Below are 20,207 nucleotides of genomic sequence, written 5' to 3' on the forward strand. Positions count from 1 at the left end.
CACGGTCGTTCGCGTGTCGGAGCCCGGCGCTACCATGAACCGTCCGGTCGACTCGCTCAAGGAGACCCATGCTCGGCAAGCTCCTGTTCCGCTATCTGCGCACCTATCGGTGGCTGCTCCTGGGCGTGCTGGTGTTCCAGTTCGGCTCGGCGATGGCCTCGCTCTATCTGCCTCGACTGAACGCGGACATCATCGACAACGGCGTCGCCCGAGGCGACACCGCCTACATCTGGTCGCGCGGGGCCATCATGCTGGTCATCGCGCTCGGGCAGATCGTCGCGTCGGTCATCGCGACGCTGTGCGCCGCCCGTGCCGCGATGGCCGCGGGACGCGACATCCGACGCGACGTCTTCGAGAAGGTCAGCGGCTTCTCCGAGCGCGAGGTGTCGCGCTTCGGCCCGGGCACGCTCATCACCCGCAACACGAACGACGTGCAGCAGGTGCAGATGCTCGCGATGATGGGCGCCACGATGCTCGTCACAGCTCCGATGCTCGCGATCGGCGGCGTCATCATGGCGCTGCAGCAGGATGTCGGGCTCAGTTGGCTGATCGGGGTCGCTGTGCCGCTCCTGCTCGTGGTCGCCGGGCTCATCATCGGCCGCATGGTGCCGCTGTTCCGCCAGTTCCAGACCAGGCTCGACAACGTCAACCGCATCATGCGCGAGCAGCTGACCGGCGTCCGGGTCGTGCGGGCGTTCGTCCGCGAGCGCATCGAAGAGCAGCGATTCCGCGGTGCCAACACCGACATCATGATCGTCGGGCGCAAGGTCGGGTCGCTGTTCGTGCTGATGTTCCCGCTGGCGATGCTGGTGCTCAACGTCACGGTCGTCGGCGTGATCTGGTTCGGCGGCATCCAGGTCGATCAGGGCAACGTGCAGATCGGCACGCTGTTCGCGTTCATGCAGTACGTCGGCCAGATCCTGATGGGCGTGCTCATGGCGACGTTCATGACGATCATGATCCCGCGCGCCGCGGTCTCCGCCGACCGGATCGGCGAGGTGCTCTCCTCTCAGGATGCGCTCGAGCGTCCCGCCTCGCCCGTGCGGGAGTTCCCCGAGCCGGGCGCCATCGTGTTCGACGACGTCGCGTTCACTTACCCGGGCGCCGAGACGCCGGTGCTGCAGGGCATCTCGTTCCGCGCGGATCCCGGCGAGACGGTCGCCGTCGTCGGTTCGACGGGGTCGGGCAAGACCACGCTCGTCTCGCTCATACCCCGGCTGTTCGACGTCACCGGGGGATCGGTGACGGTCGCCGGCGTCGACGTGCGCGAGGCCGACCTCGACCTGCTCTGGAGCGGCATCGGCTACGTCCCTCAGCGCGCGTTCCTGTTCACCGGCACGGTCGCGTCGAACCTCCGGTTCGGGCGGGAGGACGCGACCGACGACGAACTGTGGAAGGCACTCGAGATCGCGCAGGGGCGCGACTTCATCGCGGAGATGGAGGGAGGCCTCGAAGCGCGCATCGCGCAAGGCGGCACCAATGTCTCGGGAGGGCAACGCCAGCGGCTCGCCATCGCACGAGCGATCGTGCGGCGCCCCGACGTCCTGGTCTTCGACGACTCGTTCTCCGCGCTCGACCTCACCACGGACGCGCGACTGCGCGAAGCGCTGTGGCGCGAACTGCCGGAGGTTACGAAGATCGTCGTCGCACAGCGGATCTCCACGGTGACCGGTGCCGACCGCATCCTCGTGCTCGACGACGGCCGGATGGCGGGTCTCGGTACGCACGAAGAACTCCTCGAGTCCAACGAGACGTATCGCGAGATCGTCGAATCGCAGCTGGGAGTGGACGCATGAGCGCCGAGAACCTCACCGACGAGGAGCGCGCCGAGCTCGAGCTCGCGGAACAGGCTCGTCAGAACTCCGGCAGCTGGGACAGTGTCGCTCCCGGCAAGGCGGCGAAGTTCGGGCCGAGCTTCCTGCGGATGATCGGTCTGCTGCGCCCCTATGCCCTCGTGTTCGGTCTCATGACGGTTCTCGGTGCCGTCGGCGTGGTTCTCGCCGTCCTCGCCCCGCGCGTGCTCGGCGATGCCACCAACCTCATCTTCGAGGGCGTCGTCTCCGCGAACCTCGGCTCGCAATTCCCCCCGGGTACGAGCCAGGAGGACGTCGTCGCGGCGCTCAACGCCGCGGGGCAGACGGACGTCGCCAACATCGTCGGGGCGATGCAGAACTTCCAGGTGGGCGCGGGCGTCGACTTCGACCGGCTGAAGTGGGTGGTCGTCACCGTCCTCGCGATCTACGTCGGCTCCGCCGTGCTGACCTGGCTGCAGGGCTTCGTGATCAACATCATCATGGTGCGGACGATGTGGCGACTGCGCGAGTCGGTCGAGGCGAAGATCAACCGGCTGCCGCTGTCGTACTTCGACCGGGTCCAGCGCGGCGAGCTGATCTCGCGGGTCACGAACGACATCGACAACATCACGCAGACGATGCAGCAGTCTCTCTCGACTGCGCTCACGAGCGTGCTGACGGTGGTCGGCGTGCTGTTCATGATGTTCTCGATCTCGTGGCAGCTGGCGCTCGTGGCGCTCGTCTCGCTGCCGCTCATGGCCGTGATCTTCGGTGTCATCGGGCCGCGGTCGCAGAAGGCCTTCGCGGTGCAGTGGCGCAAGGTCGGCCGCTTGAACGCTCGTGTCGAGGAGTCGTTCTCGGGGCACGCCCTCGTCCGCGTGTACGGTCGCGAGCGAGACGCCCGCGAGAAGTTCGAGGCCGAGAACGACGAGCTCTTCGAAGCAGCCTTCAAGGCGCAGTTCCTCTCGGGCCTCATCATGCCGGGCATGACCTTCATCGGGAACCTCACGTACGTCGGCATCGCGGTCCTCGGCGGTCTGATGGTCGCCTCGGGCCAGCTGCGACTCGGCGACGTGCAGGCGTTCATCCAGTACTCGCAGCAGTTCACCCAGCCGCTGTCGGAGCTCGGCGGCATGGCCGCCGTCGTGCAGTCGGGCACGGCTTCCGCTGAGCGGGTGTTCGAGCTCCTCGACGAGGACGAGCAGGACCCCGACGCTCCCGATGTCGAGCCGGCGCGCGGAGGCCGCGGCGTGATCGAGTTCGAGCATGTCCGCTTCGCCTACTCTCCCGAGAAGCCCCTCATCACCGACCTGACCTTTCGCGTCGAGCCTGGCCAGACGGTCGCCATCGTCGGTCCGACCGGGGCCGGCAAGACCACGCTCGTCAATCTCCTCATGCGTTTCTACGAGCTCGACGGCGGCCGTATCCTCCTCGACGGTCAGGACATCTCCGAGCTGTCCCGAGACGACGTGCGCTCGCGCACCGGGATGGTGCTGCAAGACCCCTGGCTCTTCGCCGGCACGATCCGCGACAACATCCGCTACGGCCGCGAGAGCGCGACCGACGACGAGATCGTCGAGGCGGCGATCGCGACGCGTGTCGACCGCTTCGTGCATTCGCTGCCCGACGGGTACGACACCGTCCTCGACGAGGATGCCGCGAACGTCTCGGCCGGCGAGAAGCAGCTCATCACGATCGCGCGCGCGTTCGTGGCGCAGCCCGCGGTGCTCATCCTCGACGAGGCGACGAGCTCCGTCGACACGCGAACCGAGCTGCTGCTGCAGCAGGCCATGTCGGCGCTGCGCGAGGGGCGGACCTCCTTCGTCATCGCGCATCGGCTGTCGACGATTCGCGATGCCGACCTCATCCTCGTGATGGAGCACGGCGACATCGTCGAGAAGGGCTCGCACGACGAGCTGATCGCGGCTCGGGGCGCCTACTGGCGTCTGTACCAATCGCAGTTCGAGCAGGCGGCGACGGAGCAGCCGGATTCGGTCGCCGAGCTCGGCGGAGCCGAGGATGCCGCGGGCGGCCGGCCGGTCTCGGCCGATCGGTAGTCTGAACGAGGCGGATCTGCGCCCGACGCGAGAGAAGGCAGAGTTGAGCGGTTCGACGCCTCCGGGCTGGTACGACGACGGGCACGGCGCACTGCGATGGTGGGACGGCTCGCGGTGGACCGAGCACACGCACGCCCCCGTCGAGCCCGAGCCGGAGGCCGAGTCTCAGCCCGAAGAACCGCCGGCCGTGACGGAGGCCTCCCTCGCCGAGAGCCAGCACGGGGTCGCGGCATCCGACACGGCGTCGCCGACCGACGCGCTGCCGCCGATCCCGCCGTCGCCGGGAGGGTTCGCGCCGGTGTATCCCGGCGCGCATCCGTCGATCGCGACAGCGGCCGTGACCGGCGCCGTCGGCGAAACCGACGCAGCGCCTGCCCGCCGTTCCCGGCTCTGGATCGTCTTCGTCGCGCTCGGCGTCGTCCTCGTCGGGCTCGTCGTCCTCGCCGCCGTGTTCATTCCGCGCTTCATCGTGGGGATCCTGGATCCGAGCAGCGATCGCCCCGGTGCGACTGCGGTCCAGGGGGCCGATCTGCGGGCGGCCGAAGACATCGTCGACGCGTACGACGACGCATGGGACGAGATGGACTGCGCGGCCTACCAGGCCATCCTGACTCCCGAGTTCCTCGCGAGCGGCGGACTGTCCGACTGCGCGGACTTCGCCCAGGCGGCCCGCGAGTTCAACAACTCGGTCGAGGACTACGAGGTGAGCTTCATCTCGACGACCCGAGAAGGAGACACCATCTACGTCGAAACCGTCGAGACCTTCACGCAGACGGCGGACGCCGCCGGTGCTCCACTCGAGAACCCCGTTCCCGCGAGCTTCTCAGCGCTTTACACGCTCGTTCCGGGTGGCTCCGGCTGGCTCATCGACGATTACGTCGAGCAGTGATGGTCGAGCGTGGTGCGCGCCGGAGCGCGCGGTTCTATCTGGCGTGTGCCGGGGTCGGGCTCGCGGCCGGCCTGTTGTCGGGACTGTTCGGCGTCGGCGGCGGAACGGTCATCGTCCCGCTCCTGGTGCTGCTGCTCGGATTCGATCAGCGGCTGGCTGCCGGAACCTCCCTCGCCGCGATCGTCCCCACGGCCTCGGTCGGCGTCATCTCCTACGCCCTCACCGGATCCGTCGCCTGGGTCCCGGCCATCATCCTCGCCGCGGGTGCCGTGATCGGCGCACAGATCGGCAGCTGGCTGCTGGCCAAGATCCCGCAGAACGCGCTGCGGTGGGGCTTCGTCGGGTTCCTCGTCGTGGTCATCGTGATGCTCTTCATCGTGGTGCCCTCGCGTGACGCGGTACTCGAGCTGAACTGGGGCGTCGGTATCGGGCTCGCCGGGCTCGGGCTTTTCACGGGGATCATGGCCGGCCTGCTCGGTGTGGGCGGGGGCGTGATCGTCGTTCCGGCGCTGATGTTCCTCTTCGGCACGAGCGACCTCATCGCGAAGGGCACCTCGCTCCTGATGATGATCCCGACCGCGATCTCGGGAACCGTCGGCAACGCTCGGCGACGCAACGTCGACCTCGTCGCGGCCCTCGTCGTCGGGCTCGCCGCGTGTACAACCACGGCGCTGGGGGCGTGGATCGCGACGCTGCTGAACCCGCTGACGGCCAACATCCTCTTCGCCGCGTTCCTCACCTTCATCGCGTCTCAGATGGCGATCCGCGCCGTGAAGGCGCACCGGGCGGCACGCGCGACGAAGCGGGCCGCGCAGCCGTCGGGGGGCCACCGGTAGAATCGGACGGTGTCCGTGAACCCCGATCTGGTCGACCGCGCCTTCGCGCCGACCGCCCCGTACCTCGTGGGTCGCGAAAAGGTGCGCGAGTTCGCCCGCGCCGTCTTCGCGACCGATCCGCAGCACACCGACCCCGAAGCGGCACGTGCGCTGGGTCACGCCGACGTGGTCGCTCCGCCGACTTTCGCCATGGTGATCCAGGACCTCACGCTGCAGCAGCTCCTGGGCGAGCCCGACTCGGGCATCGCCCTCGAGCGGACGGTGCACGCCGAGCAGCGGTTCCGCTACACGCGCCCGATCGTCGCGGGCGATGAGCTCACCGCGCAGCTCACCGTCACCGGCATCCGTGCCTTCGGCAAGGGGGCGATGGTGACGAGCGAGGCGGATATCCGCGACGTCGCCGGTGACCACGTCGTGACCGCCGTCTCCGTGCTGCTGGTCGGGGGAGAGGACGCATGAGCGATCTGACTGTCGGGTCCGTCGTCGCCGAACGCACCGTCGAGCTCACGCGCGAGTCGCTCGTACGGTATGCCGGGGCATCGGGCGACTTCAATCCCATCCACTACCGCGACGACGTCGCGGCACGCGTCGGCCTGCCCGGTGTGCTCGCCCACGGAATGCTGACGATGGGGCTGGCCGTCGAGACGATCGTGGAGTGGCTCGGCGACAGCGGCCGCATCGTCGAGTACGGCGTGCGTTTCACCCGCCCTGTCGTCGTCGATGCTGAGACCGGCGCGACTCTCACCGTCGTCGCGAAGGTGGGCGCCGTCGATGAGGGCGTCGCACGCATCGACCTGACCGTCAGCCACGACGGCACCGTCGTGCTCGGCAAGGCGCAAGTGCGCGTGCGCACCGCCGAGTGACCGTGGCCGAGATCGAACCGCGACCCCTCGCGGAGCTCACCACGCTGCGCGCGGGCGCCGTGCCCGACCGCATGGTCGAGGTGCACACGGCCGACGAGCTCGTCGCCACGATGCGCGAGGTGTGGGCGGCCGGTGAGCCCTGGCTGGTCGTCGGAGGCGGGTCGAACCTGCTGGTGGGTGACGAGCCGTTCGACGGCACCGTCGTCGCCGTGCGCACGACCGGGATCGAGGAGCTGCCGTCGCCGCATCCCGGGCGCGCGCGTCTGAAGGTGCAGGCCGGACACTCGTGGGACGACCTCGTCGAGTACGCCGTCGCGGCCGGTCTCGGCGGGATCGCCGCGATGTCGGGCATCCCGGGCACCGCGGGGGCAGCTCCCGTTCAGAACATCGGCGCCTACGGTCAGGAGGTCGTGCAGACCCTCGTCGAGGTCGAGCTGCTCGACGAGTCGACCGGCGAGGTCAGCGTCGTGCCGGCATCCGAGCTGGGCCTCGGCTTCCGCACCTCGGTGCTGAAGCATCACCACGGATCGGTCGCGGCGCGTTCCGCGGTCATCCTGTCGATCACGCTCGAGCTCGACCGCGTCGGGCACGGCGAGTTCGCGATCAGCGGGCCGCAGCTGCGCGGCGCCCTGGGGCTCGACCCGGAGGCGACGGTGTCGCTGCGCTGGGTGCGCGAGACCGTGCTGTCCGTACGGGCCAGCAAGGGGATGGTGCTCGACGACGCCGACCCCGACACGTGGAGCGCCGGGTCGTTCTTCCAGAACGCCGTGGTGACCGCCGCCTTCGCGCGGACGCTGCCCGACGCCTGCCCGCGCTGGCCGGTGGCACCCGACCCTGTGAGCGACCGGGTGATCCCGTTGAACGAGTACTACGGCGTCTCGCCGACGGGTGAGGTGGCTGAGCCGGACGTCAAGGTGAGCGCGGCCTGGCTCATCGAGCACGCCGGTATCGGCAAGGGTTTCTCGCTGCCCGGATCGCGAGCCGGCCTGTCGACCAAGCACGCCCTCGCGCTCACCAACCGCGGGGGAGCGACGGCCGAGGAGCTCGCCGCACTCGCGCGGTTCGTCCAGCAGCGCGTGCAGGCCGAGTTCGGCCTCATCCTGCAGCCCGAGCCCGTCCTCGTCGGCGTCGAGCTCTAACCCCGTCGCTACCGTCGACTCGCCAGAGAAAGCGGATGGTCGGGTGCCGGCATCCGCAGTTCTTGGCGACTCGACGGGGCGGGGACAGGGCGGGGCGCGTCACGGGGCGGACAGGAGACGGCGGATGCGGCGCACGAGCGCGCCGGGATCGTCGAAGTCCCGCGCGGTCACGACGGTGACGCGGTAGCCGAGCGACTCGAGTTCGGCACGTCGTGACTGGTCCCGGCTCCACTGCGACAGATGGCGGTGGTAGTCGCCGTCGTACTCGATGATGAGCCGGGCCTCGCGATACAGCAGGTCGACCCGGGCGACGAAGCGCCAGCCGTCGCGGACGACGACGTTCGTCTCGGGTCGGGGGAGCCCCGCCCGCACCAGCAGCACCCGCAGTTCGGACTCGCGCGGCGACTCCGCGCCGTCATCGAGCAGGGCCAGGGCCTCCGCGCGCCGGACCGCGCCCCGGCTGCGGCCCGCTCTCTCGTGAGCGAGGCCGAGCGCGTCGATCGTCGTGCGCGGCCCTCCGCGAGCGATGAGCGTGTCGCCCGCGGCCACGAGAGCGCCCAGCGACATCGACCCGGCGAGGTCGACCCACGTGCGTTCGACCGTCGTGAGGCGGATGCCGCCCACCTCGACGATGTCGTCCGGACGAACGGCCAGCGCACGGCCGACCACTTCGGGACGTCTGATCCGGTTGGCCGGAAGAGCGACGGCGAGGTGCGGTCGCGTCGCTGCGGCGTCTCGGAGGGGGGCGGGCAGCGGCATCCGGTGCACCGCGGCGGCGGTGGGCCCGCAGAAGAAGGCATGCGGCGGCACCCGTTCGCGGATCAGCCTGAGCAGGTCGAGATCGCTCAGCGGCTCGCGGGCCCGCGCACCGTGAAGGGGCCGGGCGAGATCACGAGCCCGCAGGCGGCCGGCGGTGACGCCGAGATCGCGGGCCTTCTCGGTGAGGAAGCCCGCGGGGAGAACATCGGGAAGCGGAGCGCGTCGCATCGCGCCAGCATCCGCCTCCGAAGGCTCGCGCCGACCTTCCGCTGCCCGTCCCGGGCACATCCCCGCCCCTTCAGCCCCCTGTGCAGGACCCTCGGCTCTACTCCCCTCCCCGTCGAGTCGCCGGAAACGGCGGATGCGGGCGTGCCCTGATCCGCGTTTCTTGGCGAGTCGACGGGGAAACGAGAGGGGGTTAGGAGAAGAGGCGCTGGAGGCGCTGAATGCCCTCGAGCAGCTGCTCGTCACCGAGCGCGTACGACAGGCGCAGGTAGCCCGACGGGCCGAAGGCCTCGCCGGGCACGACGGCGACCTCGGCCTGCTCGAGGATCAGGTCGGCGAGCTCGAGACTCGTGTTCGCCTCGACGCCGCCCCAGGAGCGTCCGAGGAGTCCGGTGACGTCGGGGTAGACGTAGAACGCCCCGAGGGGGTTGGGGACCTCGACGCCGGGGATCTTCGCGAGCTCCTCGACGATGAGCCGGCGCCGACGGTCGAAGGCCAAGCGCATCTCCTCGACCTCGGTCTGCGGGCCGGTGAGTGCGGCAAGGGCCGCGCGCTGCGCGACGTTGTTGACGTTGGAGCTGAGGTGCGACTGCAGGTTTCCGGCGAGCTTCATGGCGTCGGCGGGGCCGACCATCCAGCCCACGCGCCATCCGGTCATGGCGTAGGTCTTGGCGACACCGTTGACCAGGATCGTTTGACCCGCGAGCTCGGGCACGGCCTCGACGATCGAGACCGCGCGGACGCCTTCGTAGACGAGGTTCTGGTAGATCTCGTCGCTGATGACCCAGATGCCGTGCTCAAGAGCCCACTGGCCGATCGCCGCGGTCTCCTCGGGCGTGTACACCGACCCCGTCGGGTTGGAGGGCGAGACGAAGACGAGCACGGTGGTGCGCTCGGTGCGCGCGGCCTCGAGCTGCTCGACGGTGACCTTGTACTCCTGGTCTGCGCCGGCGAAGACCTCGACCGGGATGCCGTCGGCCAGGGCGATCGCTTCGGGATAGGTGGTCCAGTACGGCGCGGGCAGCAGCACCTCGTCGCCGGGGTTCACGACCGTCTGGAAGGCCTGGTACACCGACTGCTTGCCGCCGTTGGTCACGATGACCTGCGAGGGCTGGACCTCGAGGCCCGAGTCGCGCAGCGTCTTGGCGGCGATCGCCTCGCGCAGCACGGGGAGGCCGGCGGCGGGGGTGTACCGGTAGTTGGCCGGGTCGGCGAGGGCGTGCTGAGCGGCCTCGACGATGAACTGCGGCGTCGAGAAGTCGGGCTCGCCCGCGGCGTACGAGATGACCGGCCGGCCGGCGGCCTGCAGGGCCTTGGCCTTGGCGTCGACCTTGAGGGTCGCCGACTCGGCGATGGCGGAGAGCTTGCGGGACAGCGGTGCGCGTTCGGTCACCCTTCGAGAGTAGCGGCGTGGTCCACCGAATGGTGGACGGGGATCGACCGGATGACCCCTGCCGCACGGACGGCGGAACCGGCACGCTGGAGGCATGACCACGAGAGCGAGCACACCGACCGTCGTGCGCGGCCTGACCAAGAGATACGGCGACGTGACGGCCGTCGACGACGTGAGCTTCGACGTACCCGCCGGGGGCGTGTTCGCGTTCCTCGGGACGAACGGGGCCGGCAAGTCCACGACGATCGGGGCGCTCACCACGGTGATCGAGCCGGATGCCGGTCGGCTCGAGGTTGCCGGTCACGACGTGCGCTCCGACGGTGACGCCGTGCGCCGCGCGATCGGCGTCGTCTTCCAGGACTCGCTCCTCGATTCCGCCCTCACCGTGCGCGAGAACCTGACGGTGCGGGCGCGTCCGTACCTCGGCTCGACGGCGGCGATCCGCGACCGCATCGACCGCCTCGCCGAGATCATCGACCTGGGCGAGTTCATCGACCGTCGCTACGGCCGGCTCTCGGGCGGGCAGCGTCGCCGCGCCGACATCGCCCGCGCGCTGCTCCACGACCCGGAGATCGTCTTCCTCGACGAGCCGACGACGGGACTCGATCCCGCGAGCCGGCAGATGGTGTGGCGGACGATCCATGAGCTGCGCGAGCGCGCCGGTCTCACCGTGTTCCTCACGACGCATTACCTCGAGGAGACGGAAGAGGCCGACCAGGTCTGCATCATCGACCGCGGGCGGATCGTCGCCGACGGCACTCCTGCGCAGCTGCGGGCGCGGTACAGCTCCAGCATCCTGTCGCTCGTCACGGCCGACGGCGACGAGCGCATCGCGGTGGCGGATGCCGCCGAAGCCCGCCGCATCCTCGCCGAACGGGGCGACGCGGTGCTCGACTTCGAGTTCCGTCATGGACGCATGGACGACGTCTTCCTGGCCCTCACCGGACAGGCGGCGGCGGGGGAGACAGGAACAGGGGAGGCGCCGCGATGAAGACCGTGCAGGCGTACGTCGGGCGCAATCTCCGACTGTTCTACCGGGACCCGCTCGGGGTGTTCTTCTCGCTCACCGGCGCCCTGGTGGTGTTCCTCCTCTACGCCCTGTTCCTCGGCCAGATGCAGGTGGACTCGCTCGCCGCGACTCCGGGGTTCGATGCCGACGCCGCCCGCGACTTCGTCGACTCGTGGATGTTCGCCGGGGTCGTGGCCGTCGCCGCCGTCACGACGCCGCTCGGCGCGCTGTCGACGTTCGTCGAGGATGCCGCGTCCGGACGGTTCCGCGACTTCCTCGTCTCGCCGGTGCGCCGCGCGCAGCTCGTGCTCGGCTACCTCGGGTCGGCGTTCATCATCGGTTTGATCACCACGCTGATCGTGCTCGCCGTCGCGCTGGCCTACCTCGGGCTCACCGGGCGGACGCTCCCCGACGCCGGGCAGATCATCCGCATCGTGCTGTGGACCGTCCTCTCGGTGGCCGCCTACACGGCGCTCTGGGCGTTCGTGGTGTCGTTTCTTCGCACGAGCGGGTCGTACTCGGGACTGTCGACCCTCGTGGGAACCCTGACCGGCTTCGTCGCGGGTGCGTACATCCCCGTCGGCTCGTTCCCCGACGCCGTTCGGGATGCCGTCGGCGTGCTCCCGTTCGCGCAGTCGGCGATGCTCGTGCGGCGCGAGTTCGCCGCCGATCCGCTCGATCGCCTCGCGGGCGGGGCGCCGGGCGCGGTCGAGGAGCTCAGCCGCATCTACGGGCTCGACCTGCAGGTGGGGTCGGCGACGGTACCGGTCTGGGTCGCGGCGGTCGTGCTCGCTGTCGTGGCCGTGGCGTTCACGGTGCTCGCCGCGGCCCGCATCCGCTCGCGCATCCGCTGAGGGGCAGGATGGGAGCGTGATCAGTCGCAGCTGGGTGGATGTCGCCGTCGGTGTCGTGCTCGCCCTCGGCGTGGGCATCCTCGCAGCCGCGGGCGAGACGGACCGGCTGCCGTGGGCGGTCGCGGGCCTGGTGCTCCTGCTCGCGGCGTATCTGATCGCGCGGCCCTCCGCCGGCGCGGAGGATCCCCGGCGCTTCGCTGTGTTCCTCGCCGTCGTGACGGTCTCGATCGCAGCGATGACGTTCGGCGAGGTCTCGCTCGCGACGATGCAGGTCATCGTGTATCCGCTGGTGTGGATCTTCGCTCCGTTGCGCCGTGATGGTGTCGTGGGATCGCTTTCGGTCGGCGCCGGGATGCTCGTCGGGTATGCCGGCGGCTTCGGTTTCGCTCCCGACGCGCTGCTGGAGGCAGCTGCCGTCGCGGTGCTCTCGGTTGCGTTCTCGATCGCGATGGGGTGGTGGATCTCAGCGATCGCCGCATACGGCACCGAGCGCGCGCGCCTGCTCGACGAGCTCTCCCGGGCGCAGCAGCAGGTCGAGGCGCTCAGCCGCGACAAAGGCGCGGCCGACGAGCGGGAGCATCTGGCCCGCGAGATCCACGACACCCTCGCGCAGACCCTCGCGGGAATCGTCATGCTCGCCGAACAGGCCGGGCGGCGTTCGCGCGCGGGGGATGCAGGCGGCGCCGCGACCGCGGTCGAGCGCCTCGAGGTGGCCGCTCGCGACGCGCTTGGCGAGGCCCGTGCGATCGTCGCGCGCACCGCCGCCGTCCCCGACGACCCCGTGCTCGGCGCTGCGGTGGAGCGGCTCGCGCAACGTTTCCGTGCCGATACCGGACTGGAGATCTCGGTCGTCGACACGGCTTCCGGGGCCGATCGCGAGACGCAGGTCGTCGCGCTGCGCTGCCTGCAGGAGGCGCTGGCCAACGTGCGCAAGCACGCGGGAGCCGCGCGGGTCACGGTGGCGCTCACGCGCGAGGACGACGGCGCCCTGCGACTGGTCGTCGAGGACGACGGGCGCGGGTTCGACGTCTCGTCTCCGCGCACCGGGTACGGTCTCGACGGCATGAGCGAGCGAGTCGCACTCGCCGGGGGGAACCTCGAGATCACGGCCGTCGCGGGTTCGGGGACGACGCTCTCCGTTCGGCTGCCCGGGTCGCCTGTGCCGAGCGCTGGCGCGGCGGTACGCGCATGATCCGTCTGCTCATCGTCGACGACCACCCGATCGTCCGGGCGGGGCTGGTCGGTCTGCTCGCCGACGAGCCCGGGTTCGAGGTGATCGCGGAGGCCGCCGACGGCGACGAGGCCGTCCGGCTCGCCACCGAGGCGCATCCCGACGTCATCCTCATGGACCTCCGGATGCCGGTGCTCGACGGCGTCGCAGCCACGGCTCGTATCGTGGCGGCGCGCGATGGGGCCGCGGGGCCGCGCGTGCTCATCCTCACGACCTACGAGAGCGACGACCAGATCCTCGCCGCCATCGAGGCCGGAGCCAGCGGCTATCTGCTGAAGGCGGCTCCACGCGAGGAGATCGTGGCGGGAATCCGGTCGGTCGCCGCCGGCCAGTCGGCTCTCTCGCCGGCCGTCGCGGTGCGTCTGGTGGAACGGATGCGGCAGCCCGAGCCGGCGGCATCCGCTCTCACTCCGCGCGAGACGGACGTGCTGCGCCTCGTCGCCGCGGGGCACGGCAACAGGCAGATCGCGGTGCAGCTCGGGATCGGCGAGTCGACCGTCAAGACGCACCTGTTGCGGGTCTACGACAAGCTCGGCGTCGACAGCCGAACCCGCGCCGTGACCCTGGCCCTCGAGCGCGGCCTGCTTCCCTGACCCGAGTCTCTTGTCTCCCCGTCGACTCGCCACGAAAGGCGGATCCGGTGGGATCCGCATCCGCAACTCATGGCGAGTCGACGATCGTTACCGGGTTGTCACGCGCGGACGCGGGGGCTGTTCTAGCGTGGGCGGGAGGGGCGACGGGGGAGGAGCCGGATGCGGATGGAGATGCGGATGCTGGCTCCGCTTGCCACGGGCGCGGCCACGCTATTGCTTCTCGCGGGGTGTGCGTCGATCCCGCTCGGCCCGCCGCCGGTCCGCGAGGTCGCGGCCGTCTCCGACACGATGTCGTGCCCGGACCTGGTCCTCAACCCGCTTCCCGGTGCCGGTCTCGTCCCTGAGGACTTCGAGGTCGTCGCGGTGCTGGAGTGCGCCAACGGCGTGACGCGCGAGGATGCCGACGGCACCGTCGCCGGGAACGAGGTGCGGCGCTACGAGGGCGACCTCACGGAATTCCTCGACGCGATGGCGGCGCCGAGCGATCCTGGGCCGGCAGCGGTCTGCCCCGCCATCGGGTACGGCTTCCGCGCGATCTGGGCGACGGATGCGGCGGGCCGCTTCGTGCCCATGTCGTTCCCCTCGACGGCATGCGGCGGGCCGAAGGAAGAGGAGCCGCTCGCCGCGCTGGCGCGCCTCGAAGTCGTCGACCGTACGTTCTCGGATACCGTGCGCGTCGAGCTCCGCGAGGCGACAGCGGCGGGCTGCGCGACGCGTGCGGGGGTGGCTCCGCTCAACGTCCTCGGGTGGGCGCCGACCGAGACGCCTTCGGCGGTCGAGGTAGAAGTCTCCGGCGCGATGGTGTGCGTCTACCAGGCTGATGCCGCCGATGCCCTCGACGACGCCGGAACACCGACCCTCACCGGCGACGGAGGACTCTTCGCGACGGCATTCTCGCTCGACTTCCCGGAGGCGCATGTGGTTCTCACCGCGGCGGCCGGCCCCGCCACGGCCCGGGATTGCGGCGAGGCGGCATCCCGTTTCGTCGTTCTGTATCCGCGCACCGTGACGAACGCGGTGGACACGCCGGTGCCGGTGACGGTCGAGCTCGACGGCTGCCAGCGCATCATCGGCACCGACTTCCGGGCCCGGCCCGCTTCTCCCGAGGTGATCGCCCTCCTGTCCCCCTGACCCACCGCTCTCGCCGTCGACTCGCCAGGAACTGCGGATGCGTGGGGTGCGGGATCCGCAGTTCGTGGCGAGTCGACCGGGGGTGAGGGACTTCAGAGGTACCTCGCGTAGGCGGGGAGGGTCAGGAACGCGGGGAACGCGGAGCCGAGCGCGACCTCGCGGAACAGGGCCGCGGCATCGTCGAAGCGGTCGCCGTCGCGGCGCTCGACCTCGGCGATGACGTCGTCGACCAGTTCGTCGACCCAGGCGCGGGTGATCGGCGTGCCGTCATCCGTCGTGCGGTCCTGGTGGATCCACTGCCAGATCTGCGAGCGGCTGATCTCGGCTGTGGCGGCATCCTCCATCAGGTCATCGATCGCGACGGCGCCGATCCCGCGCAGCCAGGCCTCGAGGTAGCGCACGGCGACGGACACGTTCGCGCGCACACCGGCGGTCGTGATCGGCAGGCCGATGTGGCAGTCGATGAGTTCGGATGCTGCGACCTCGACGTCGTCGCGCTGCCGGTCGAGCTGATTCGGGCGGTCGCCGAGCACGGCGTCGAACTCGGCGCGCGCGATCGGGATGAGGTCGGGGTGCGCGACCCACGTGCCGTCGAAACCGTCGCCGGCCTCGCGACGCTTGTCGGCGGCGACCTTCTCGAACGCGGCGCGCGTGACCTCGGGGTTCCGCCGATTGGGGATGAAGGCGCTCATTCCGCCGATCGCGTGCGCGCCCCTGCGGTGGCAGGTCTTCACGAGCAGCTCGGTGTACGCGCGCATGAACGGCACCGTCATCGTGACCGCGCTGCGGTCGGGCAGCACGAACCGGGCCCCGCGTCCGCGGTAGTTCTTGATCATCGAGAAGATGTAGTCCCACCGTCCGGCGTTGAGACCCGCGCAGTGGTCGCGGAGAGCGAAGAGGATCTCGTCCATCTCGAACGCCGCCGGCAGCGTCTCGATCAGCACGGTCGCTCGGATGGTGCCGTGGGCCAGTCCGAGCCGTCGCTCCGTGAACGAGAAGACGTCGTCCCACAGCTGCGCCTCGGCGCTGGATTCGAGCTTGGCGAGGTAGAAGTACGGTCCCCGGCCGCTCTCGACGAGCCGGACGGCGTTGTGGAACGCATAGAGCCCGAAGTCGACGAGTGACCCGGAGGCGTCGAGGGTGCGCCCTGTGCGGTCGGTGTAGGCGAGGTGCTTCTCGGTGAGGTGCCAGCCGCGCGGGCGCATGACGATCGTCGGCGTGCGCTCGGCGGTGACGGTGTAGCGCCGCCCATCGGGACCGGTGTGCTCCAGCTCACCGCGGATCGCGTCGCGCAGCGACAGCTGCCCGCCGATGACGTTGCGCCAGGTCGGCGAGGTGGCGTCCTCCTGGTCGGCGAGCCACACGCGGGCGCCCGAATTCAGGGCGTTGATCGTCATCTTGGGATCGGTGGGTCCCGTGATCTCGACGCGGCGGTCCTCGAGGCCCGGGCCCGCACCCGCGACGCGCCACGAGTCGTCCTCGCGGATGTGCGCGGTGTCGCTGCGGAACGATGGGTCGGCCCCGTTGCCGATCTCGAAGCGGCGCCGCATCCGGTCGGCGAGGCGGTCGTGCCGACGCCCCGCGAAGCGGTCGTGCAGCGCCGTGACGAAGTCGAGCGCGTCGGGCGTGAGGATCTCGTCGAAGCGCGGGTGCATCTCGCCGCGCACCTCGATCGCGGGTTCGTGCGTCTGCACGGGTACGGGCCCCGTCCAGGTGCGCCGCCGGCTCTGAGTCTCTGTGATGGTCATGGTCTCGTCTCCTGTGATCTGTGACGCTCGGGTCAGAACTGGGATGCCTCGGTCGATCCGGCCAGGGCGAGGGTGGCGCTGTCGGGGTTGAGCGCCGTCGAGAGGGCGTCGAAGTAGCCGGTGCCGGCTTCGCGCTGGTGGCGGGTGGCGGTGTAGCCGTGCGCCTCGGCGTCGAACTCCGCCTGTTGCAGCTCGACGTACGCGCTCATTGCACGGTCGGCGTAGCCACGGGCGAGGTCGAACATCGAGTGGTTGAGGGCGTGGAATCCGGCCAGGGTGATGAACTGGAACCGGTAGCCCAGCTCGGCCAGCTCCGCCTGGAACGTCGCGATCTGCGCGTCGCTGAGGTGCCGCTTCCAGTTGAAGCTCGGCGAGCAGTTGTACGCGAGCAGCTTGCCGGGATGCTCCGCGTGGACGGCTGCGGCGAACTCGCGGGCCAGCTCGATGTCGGGCTCGCCGGTCTCGACCCACAGCAGGTCTGCGTAGGGCGCGAACGCGAGGCCGCGCGCGATGACGGGGTCGATCCCGGCGCGGGTGCGGTAGAACCCCTCGCTCGTGCGCTCGCCGGTGAGGAAGGGGCGGTCGCGCTCGTCGACGTCGCTCGTGATGAGGTCGGCGCCCAGCGCGTCGGTCCGCGCGATCACGATCGCAGGCACGCCCGCGACATCCCCGGCGAGCCGCGCGGCATTGAGCGTGCGGATGTGCTGAGCGGTCGGCACCAGCACCTTGCCGCCGAGGTGGCCGCACTTCTTCTCACTCGCGAGCTGATCCTCCCAGTGCGTGCCGGCGGCACCAGCGGCGATGAGGGATGCCGCGAGCTCGTAGGCGTTCAACGGACCGCCGAACCCCGCCTCGCCGTCGGCGACGATCGGGGCGAGCCAGTCGCGGGTGCGGCCGCCCTCGGCGTGCTCGATCTGGTCCTGTCGCAGCAGCGCGTTCGAGATGCGCCGCACGACGGCGGGCACGGAGTTGGCGGGATACAGGCTCTGGTCGGGGTAGGTCTGCCCGGCGAGGTTCGCGTCGGCGGCGACCTGCCAGCCGGACAGGTAGATCGCCTTCAGGCCGGCGCGCACCTGCTGGACGGCCTGGCCGCCCGTGTAGGCCCCGAGGGCGCGGACGTACTCCTCGGTGTGGAGGAGGTTCCACAGCGACTCGGCACCCCGGCGGGCGAGGGCGGCCTCCTCACGGACGGAGCCACGCAGCCGGATGACGTCGTCTGCGCGGTACGTGCGCTCGATGCCGTCCCAGCGGGGGTCGGTCTGCCACAGCTCCTCGAGCTCGGCAGCGGTCTGAACCTGGTCGCCGGGCCGCAGCGGACCCGGAGCGGGAATCGTGGTCATCTCGGTCTCCTTCGTCAGAACGGGCGGCTCTGCCCGTCGTGGAGACCACTGTGGGCGAACTATCGGGCGCAGCACCGCCGGGTTCGAGGAGAAGATCGGCCGATCTTCTGCTTTCGTGACAGAATCCCGCCATGACGCGCAAGGACGCCGTCGCCGCCGCGGGCGTGGCGCTCGACGATGAGGACATGGACGCCTTCACGATCGGCCGGCGCATCCGGCAGATCCGCACCGGACGAGGGATGACCCTCGACGACCTCGCCGCTGCCGTCGGGCGTGCGCCGAGCCAGCTCTCGATGATCGAGAACGGTCGCCGCGAGCCGAAGCTCTCGCTGCTCCGCACGATCGCGCGCGCCCTCGGCACCTCGCTCGATGCGCTCCTCGAGTCCGAGGAGCTGGATGCCCGTGCCGCCCTGGAGATCGAGGTCGCCCGCGCGATGGCGGGGCCGACGTTCCGAAGCGCCGGGATCACGCCGTTCCGCATCCCGCGCGCCGTGCCCGACGAGGTGCTGCGCGCCCTTCTCGCGCTGCAGGGCGAGATCGAGCGGCTGCACGACGAGCGCGCCGCGACCCCCGAGGAGGCGCGGCGCGCCAACGTCGCCCTGCGGCGTCTTATGCGGACGCAGAACAACTACTTCCCCGAGCTCGAGCAGCAGGCGCGGGAGCTGCTGGCGGCGGTCGGGCACCCGGGCGGGCCGCTCACGCAGCGCACCGCGAGCGACATCGCGGGGCATCTCGGCTTCAGCATCCATTACGTCGCGGATCTGCCGCAGACGACCAGAAGCGTCGCCGACCTCGCCCATGGGCGGCTCTACCTGTCGAGCCGCCTCGCTGCCGCGACGTCCGCCGATCCGCGGACCGCCGTGCTGCAGGCGCTGTCGAGCCGCATCCTCGGTCACACCGAGCCGGCCAGCTACGACGAGTTCCTGCGGCAGCGGGTGGAGACCAACTACCTCACCGGTGCCCTGCTGATCCCCGAGGCCGATGCCGTGCCCGCCCTGCGCGAGGCCAAGGAGCGGCGCGCGATTTCCATCGAGGATCTGCGCGACGCGTATTCGGTGACGTACGAGACCGCCGCGCACCGATTCACGAACCTCGCGACGGAGCATTTGGGCATCGCTGTGCACTTCCTCAAGGTTCACGAGTCGGGGACGATCACGAAGGCGTACGAGAACGACGACGTCGACTTCCCGACCGACCGCCTCGGCGCCATCGAGGGGCAGCTGTGCTGCCGGGAGTGGACGAGCCGCGCGGTCTTCGACGTCGATGACAGATTCAACCCGTACTACCAGTACACCGACACCGGCAACGGGACCTATTGGTGCACGGCTCGCGTCGAGCATTCGAGCGAGGGCGCGCACTCGGTCAGCGTCGGCGTGCGGTTCGATGACACGAAGTGGTTCCTCGGGCGCGACACACCCCATCGCGGGGTGTCACGGCACTCGGTCGACGTGTGCTGCCGACGTGCGCCGGCCGACCTCGAGGAGCGGTGGCGTGCCGCCGCGTGGCCGAACGTGAAGACCCCGCGCACGCTGCTGGCGACTCTGCCGACCGGCGCTTTCCCGGGCGTAGACACGACTGATCTCTACGCGTTCCTGGAGGCACACGCCCCCTCCTGAAGCACCCCGTCGGCTCGGGTCAGGGGGCGGCGTTCCACCGGGGGCGGTAGGGGGTGCCGGGGGCGGGCGAGGCAGTGTCGATCCCGGTCAGGACGGCGGCGGCGTCGGCGACGGGGAAGGTCGTCACCAGGCGGATGCCGTCGTCGGTGACACGCGCGTACACGAGCGCGGCGGCACCGGTGGATGCCGACAGCACGGTGACGTACTCGCCGCCGGCCTCGGACCGCGCCGCTGCGGGGGAGCGGAGCAGGCTCGTCGCCGCGTCCGTCACCCGTTCGAGCAGCGTCGGCCCCTCCGCCCAGGGCGCGAACGCACCGTCAGCGAGCCCGAACGCGCGGGCGAGCTCGGGGCCGAGCCAGCGTTCGCGCTTCAGGCCGTACGGCGTCGGCGTCAGCGAGAGCAGGTAGCCGTACACGTGAAGGAGGCCCGCGTTCCCGACCGGCCAGGCACTCGGCTCGCCGGCGAGATCGTGCAGCCGGTCGAAGACCGCACGGTCGAGCACGGGCGCACCGACGTTCTCGTCGACGATGGTCGACCGCGACCAGCGTGCGAAGCGACCGGATGCCGCATCCGCGGCGATCGATCGCGAGAGCCAGGGCACCGCGTCGAACGCCTGCCCGGCGTCGCCGCGCGCGGCGGTCGCGGCCGCCGCATCGAGTCGTCGGATCTCGTTCATCCGCAGTTCATCGACTGTGGGATTTGTGTCCACGTGTGCACCTAACGATGGACGA

General features: G+C 70.4%; 18 protein-coding genes. 13 read left to right on the forward strand and 5 right to left on the reverse strand.

Annotation, left to right across the window (positions count from 1 at the left end; genetic code table 11):
- Positions 1-68: 68 nt before the first annotated feature.
- The 7 genes from DO944_RS09385 to DO944_RS09415 are packed head-to-tail and all read left to right on the forward strand — an operon-like array spanning position 69 to position 7,577.
- Positions 69-1,796 (forward strand): ABC transporter ATP-binding protein, encoded by a 1,728-nt coding sequence (locus DO944_RS09385; protein ID WP_112616806.1) that lies wholly within the window; start codon positions 69-71, stop codon positions 1,794-1,796.
- Entirely contained in the window at positions 1,793-3,850 is a 2,058-nt protein-coding gene (locus DO944_RS09390) for an ABC transporter ATP-binding protein (RefSeq protein WP_112616808.1), read from the forward strand. The genes DO944_RS09385 and DO944_RS09390 overlap by 4 nt, the downstream gene beginning before the upstream one ends.
- Before the next feature lie 43 nt (positions 3,851-3,893).
- Positions 3,894-4,739, forward strand: coding sequence for a DUF2510 domain-containing protein (locus DO944_RS15920; RefSeq protein ID WP_258524636.1), 846 nt, complete (start codon positions 3,894-3,896; stop codon positions 4,737-4,739).
- On the forward strand, positions 4,739-5,575 hold the full coding sequence (locus DO944_RS09400; RefSeq protein WP_112616810.1) for a sulfite exporter TauE/SafE family protein: 837 nt from the start codon (positions 4,739-4,741) through the stop codon (positions 5,573-5,575). The genes DO944_RS15920 and DO944_RS09400 overlap by 1 nt, the downstream gene beginning before the upstream one ends.
- Before the next feature lie 9 nt (positions 5,576-5,584).
- On the forward strand, positions 5,585-6,034 hold the full coding sequence (locus DO944_RS09405) for a MaoC family dehydratase N-terminal domain-containing protein (RefSeq protein ID WP_112616812.1): 450 nt from the start codon (positions 5,585-5,587) through the stop codon (positions 6,032-6,034).
- Entirely contained in the window at positions 6,031-6,438 is a 408-nt protein-coding gene (locus tag DO944_RS09410) for a MaoC/PaaZ C-terminal domain-containing protein (RefSeq protein ID WP_112616814.1), read from the forward strand. The genes DO944_RS09405 and DO944_RS09410 overlap by 4 nt, the downstream gene beginning before the upstream one ends.
- A gap of 2 nt (positions 6,439-6,440) precedes the next feature.
- Positions 6,441-7,577, forward strand: a complete 1,137-nt coding sequence (locus DO944_RS09415) for a UDP-N-acetylmuramate dehydrogenase (protein ID WP_112616816.1) — start codon at positions 6,441-6,443, stop codon at positions 7,575-7,577.
- Between the two features lie 99 nt (positions 7,578-7,676).
- Here the strand turns inward: DO944_RS09415 and DO944_RS09420 are convergent, their stop codons facing one another.
- Together DO944_RS09420 and DO944_RS09425 are read right to left on the reverse strand one after the other, a co-directional pair.
- Positions 7,677-8,564, reverse strand: coding sequence for an endonuclease domain-containing protein (locus DO944_RS09420; protein ID WP_112616818.1), 888 nt, complete (start codon positions 8,562-8,564; stop codon positions 7,677-7,679).
- 190 nt (positions 8,565-8,754) lie between these two features.
- A complete protein-coding gene (locus DO944_RS09425; RefSeq protein WP_112616820.1) occupies positions 8,755-9,954 on the reverse strand; it encodes a pyridoxal phosphate-dependent aminotransferase in 1,200 nt (399 codons plus the stop codon).
- A 94-nt stretch (positions 9,955-10,048) separates the two neighbouring features.
- Here DO944_RS09425 and DO944_RS09430 point away from each other — a divergent pair, with 94 nt between their 5' ends.
- The 5 genes from DO944_RS09430 to DO944_RS09450 all read left to right on the forward strand — a co-directional run bounded on the left by DO944_RS09430 (position 10,049) and on the right by DO944_RS09450 (position 14,772).
- Positions 10,049-10,945, forward strand: coding sequence for an ABC transporter ATP-binding protein (locus DO944_RS09430; protein WP_112616822.1), 897 nt, complete (start codon positions 10,049-10,051; stop codon positions 10,943-10,945).
- The gene (locus DO944_RS09435; RefSeq protein WP_112616824.1) at positions 10,942-11,817 is read left to right on the forward strand and encodes an ABC transporter permease; all 876 of its coding nucleotides are present in this window, start codon (positions 10,942-10,944) and stop codon (positions 11,815-11,817) included. The genes DO944_RS09430 and DO944_RS09435 overlap by 4 nt, the downstream gene beginning before the upstream one ends.
- Positions 11,818-11,833: 16 nt before the next feature.
- Entirely contained in the window at positions 11,834-13,009 is a 1,176-nt protein-coding gene (locus DO944_RS09440) for a sensor histidine kinase (protein ID WP_112616826.1), read from the forward strand.
- Complete coding sequence (locus DO944_RS09445) at positions 13,006-13,641, forward strand: response regulator transcription factor (protein ID WP_112616828.1); 636 nt, start codon at positions 13,006-13,008, stop codon at positions 13,639-13,641. The genes DO944_RS09440 and DO944_RS09445 overlap by 4 nt, the downstream gene beginning before the upstream one ends.
- A gap of 177 nt (positions 13,642-13,818) precedes the next feature.
- Positions 13,819-14,772: a hypothetical protein gene (locus DO944_RS09450; protein WP_146752027.1), complete on the forward strand. Its 954-nt coding sequence runs from the start codon at positions 13,819-13,821 to the stop codon at positions 14,770-14,772.
- Between the two features lie 92 nt (positions 14,773-14,864).
- Here DO944_RS09450 and aceB read toward each other — a convergent pair whose 3' ends face one another.
- Together aceB and aceA are read right to left on the reverse strand one after the other, a co-directional pair.
- Positions 14,865-16,520 carry a malate synthase A gene (gene aceB / locus DO944_RS09455; RefSeq protein ID WP_112616832.1) on the reverse strand — a complete coding sequence of 552 codons (1,656 nt, stop codon included), beginning with the start codon at positions 16,518-16,520 and terminating at the stop codon, positions 14,865-14,867.
- A 32-nt stretch (positions 16,521-16,552) separates the two neighbouring features.
- Positions 16,553-17,860 carry an isocitrate lyase gene (gene aceA / locus DO944_RS09460; RefSeq protein ID WP_112616834.1) on the reverse strand — a complete coding sequence of 436 codons (1,308 nt, stop codon included), beginning with the start codon at positions 17,858-17,860 and terminating at the stop codon, positions 16,553-16,555.
- Positions 17,861-18,045: 185 nt separating this feature from the next.
- Between aceA and DO944_RS09465 the strand changes: the two genes are divergently transcribed.
- Positions 18,046-19,476, forward strand: coding sequence for a helix-turn-helix transcriptional regulator (locus DO944_RS09465; protein ID WP_112616994.1), 1,431 nt, complete (start codon positions 18,046-18,048; stop codon positions 19,474-19,476).
- A gap of 19 nt (positions 19,477-19,495) precedes the next feature.
- Here DO944_RS09465 and DO944_RS09470 read toward each other — a convergent pair whose 3' ends face one another.
- Positions 19,496-20,152: an amino acid deaminase gene (locus DO944_RS09470; RefSeq protein ID WP_258524637.1), complete on the reverse strand. Its 657-nt coding sequence runs from the start codon at positions 20,150-20,152 to the stop codon at positions 19,496-19,498.
- Positions 20,153-20,207 lie beyond the last annotated feature (55 nt).

Source organism: Microbacterium sp. SMR1 (genome assembly GCF_003289625.1).
Lineage (GTDB): Bacteria > Actinomycetota > Actinomycetes > Actinomycetales > Microbacteriaceae > Microbacterium > Microbacterium plantarum.

Excerpts from the sequence above, each read along its gene's own strand:
- DO944_RS09385 (WP_112616806.1), top strand. The coding sequence starts at position 69 with ATGCTCGGCAAGCTCCTGTTCCGCTATCTGCGCACCTATCGGTGGCTG.
- DO944_RS09390 (WP_112616808.1), top strand. The coding sequence starts at position 1,793 with ATGAGCGCCGAGAACCTCACCGACGAGGAGCGCGCCGAGCTCGAGCTC.
- DO944_RS09400 (WP_112616810.1), top strand. The coding sequence starts at position 4,739 with ATGGTCGAGCGTGGTGCGCGCCGGAGCGCGCGGTTCTATCTGGCGTGT.
- DO944_RS09410 (WP_112616814.1), top strand. The coding sequence starts at position 6,031 with ATGAGCGATCTGACTGTCGGGTCCGTCGTCGCCGAACGCACCGTCGAG.
- DO944_RS09420 (WP_112616818.1), bottom strand. The coding sequence starts at position 8,564 with ATGCGACGCGCTCCGCTTCCCGATGTTCTCCCCGCGGGCTTCCTCACC.
- DO944_RS09430 (WP_112616822.1), top strand. The coding sequence starts at position 10,049 with ATGACCACGAGAGCGAGCACACCGACCGTCGTGCGCGGCCTGACCAAG.
- DO944_RS09435 (WP_112616824.1), top strand. The coding sequence starts at position 10,942 with ATGAAGACCGTGCAGGCGTACGTCGGGCGCAATCTCCGACTGTTCTAC.
- DO944_RS09445 (WP_112616828.1), top strand. The coding sequence starts at position 13,006 with ATGATCCGTCTGCTCATCGTCGACGACCACCCGATCGTCCGGGCGGGG.
- DO944_RS09450 (WP_146752027.1), top strand. The coding sequence starts at position 13,819 with ATGCTGGCTCCGCTTGCCACGGGCGCGGCCACGCTATTGCTTCTCGCG.
- aceB (WP_112616832.1), bottom strand. The coding sequence starts at position 16,520 with ATGACCATCACAGAGACTCAGAGCCGGCGGCGCACCTGGACGGGGCCC.
- aceA (WP_112616834.1), bottom strand. The coding sequence starts at position 17,860 with ATGACCACGATTCCCGCTCCGGGTCCGCTGCGGCCCGGCGACCAGGTT.
- DO944_RS09465 (WP_112616994.1), top strand. The coding sequence starts at position 18,046 with ATGGACGCCTTCACGATCGGCCGGCGCATCCGGCAGATCCGCACCGGA.
- DO944_RS09470 (WP_258524637.1), bottom strand. The coding sequence starts at position 20,152 with ATGAACGAGATCCGACGACTCGATGCGGCGGCCGCGACCGCCGCGCGC.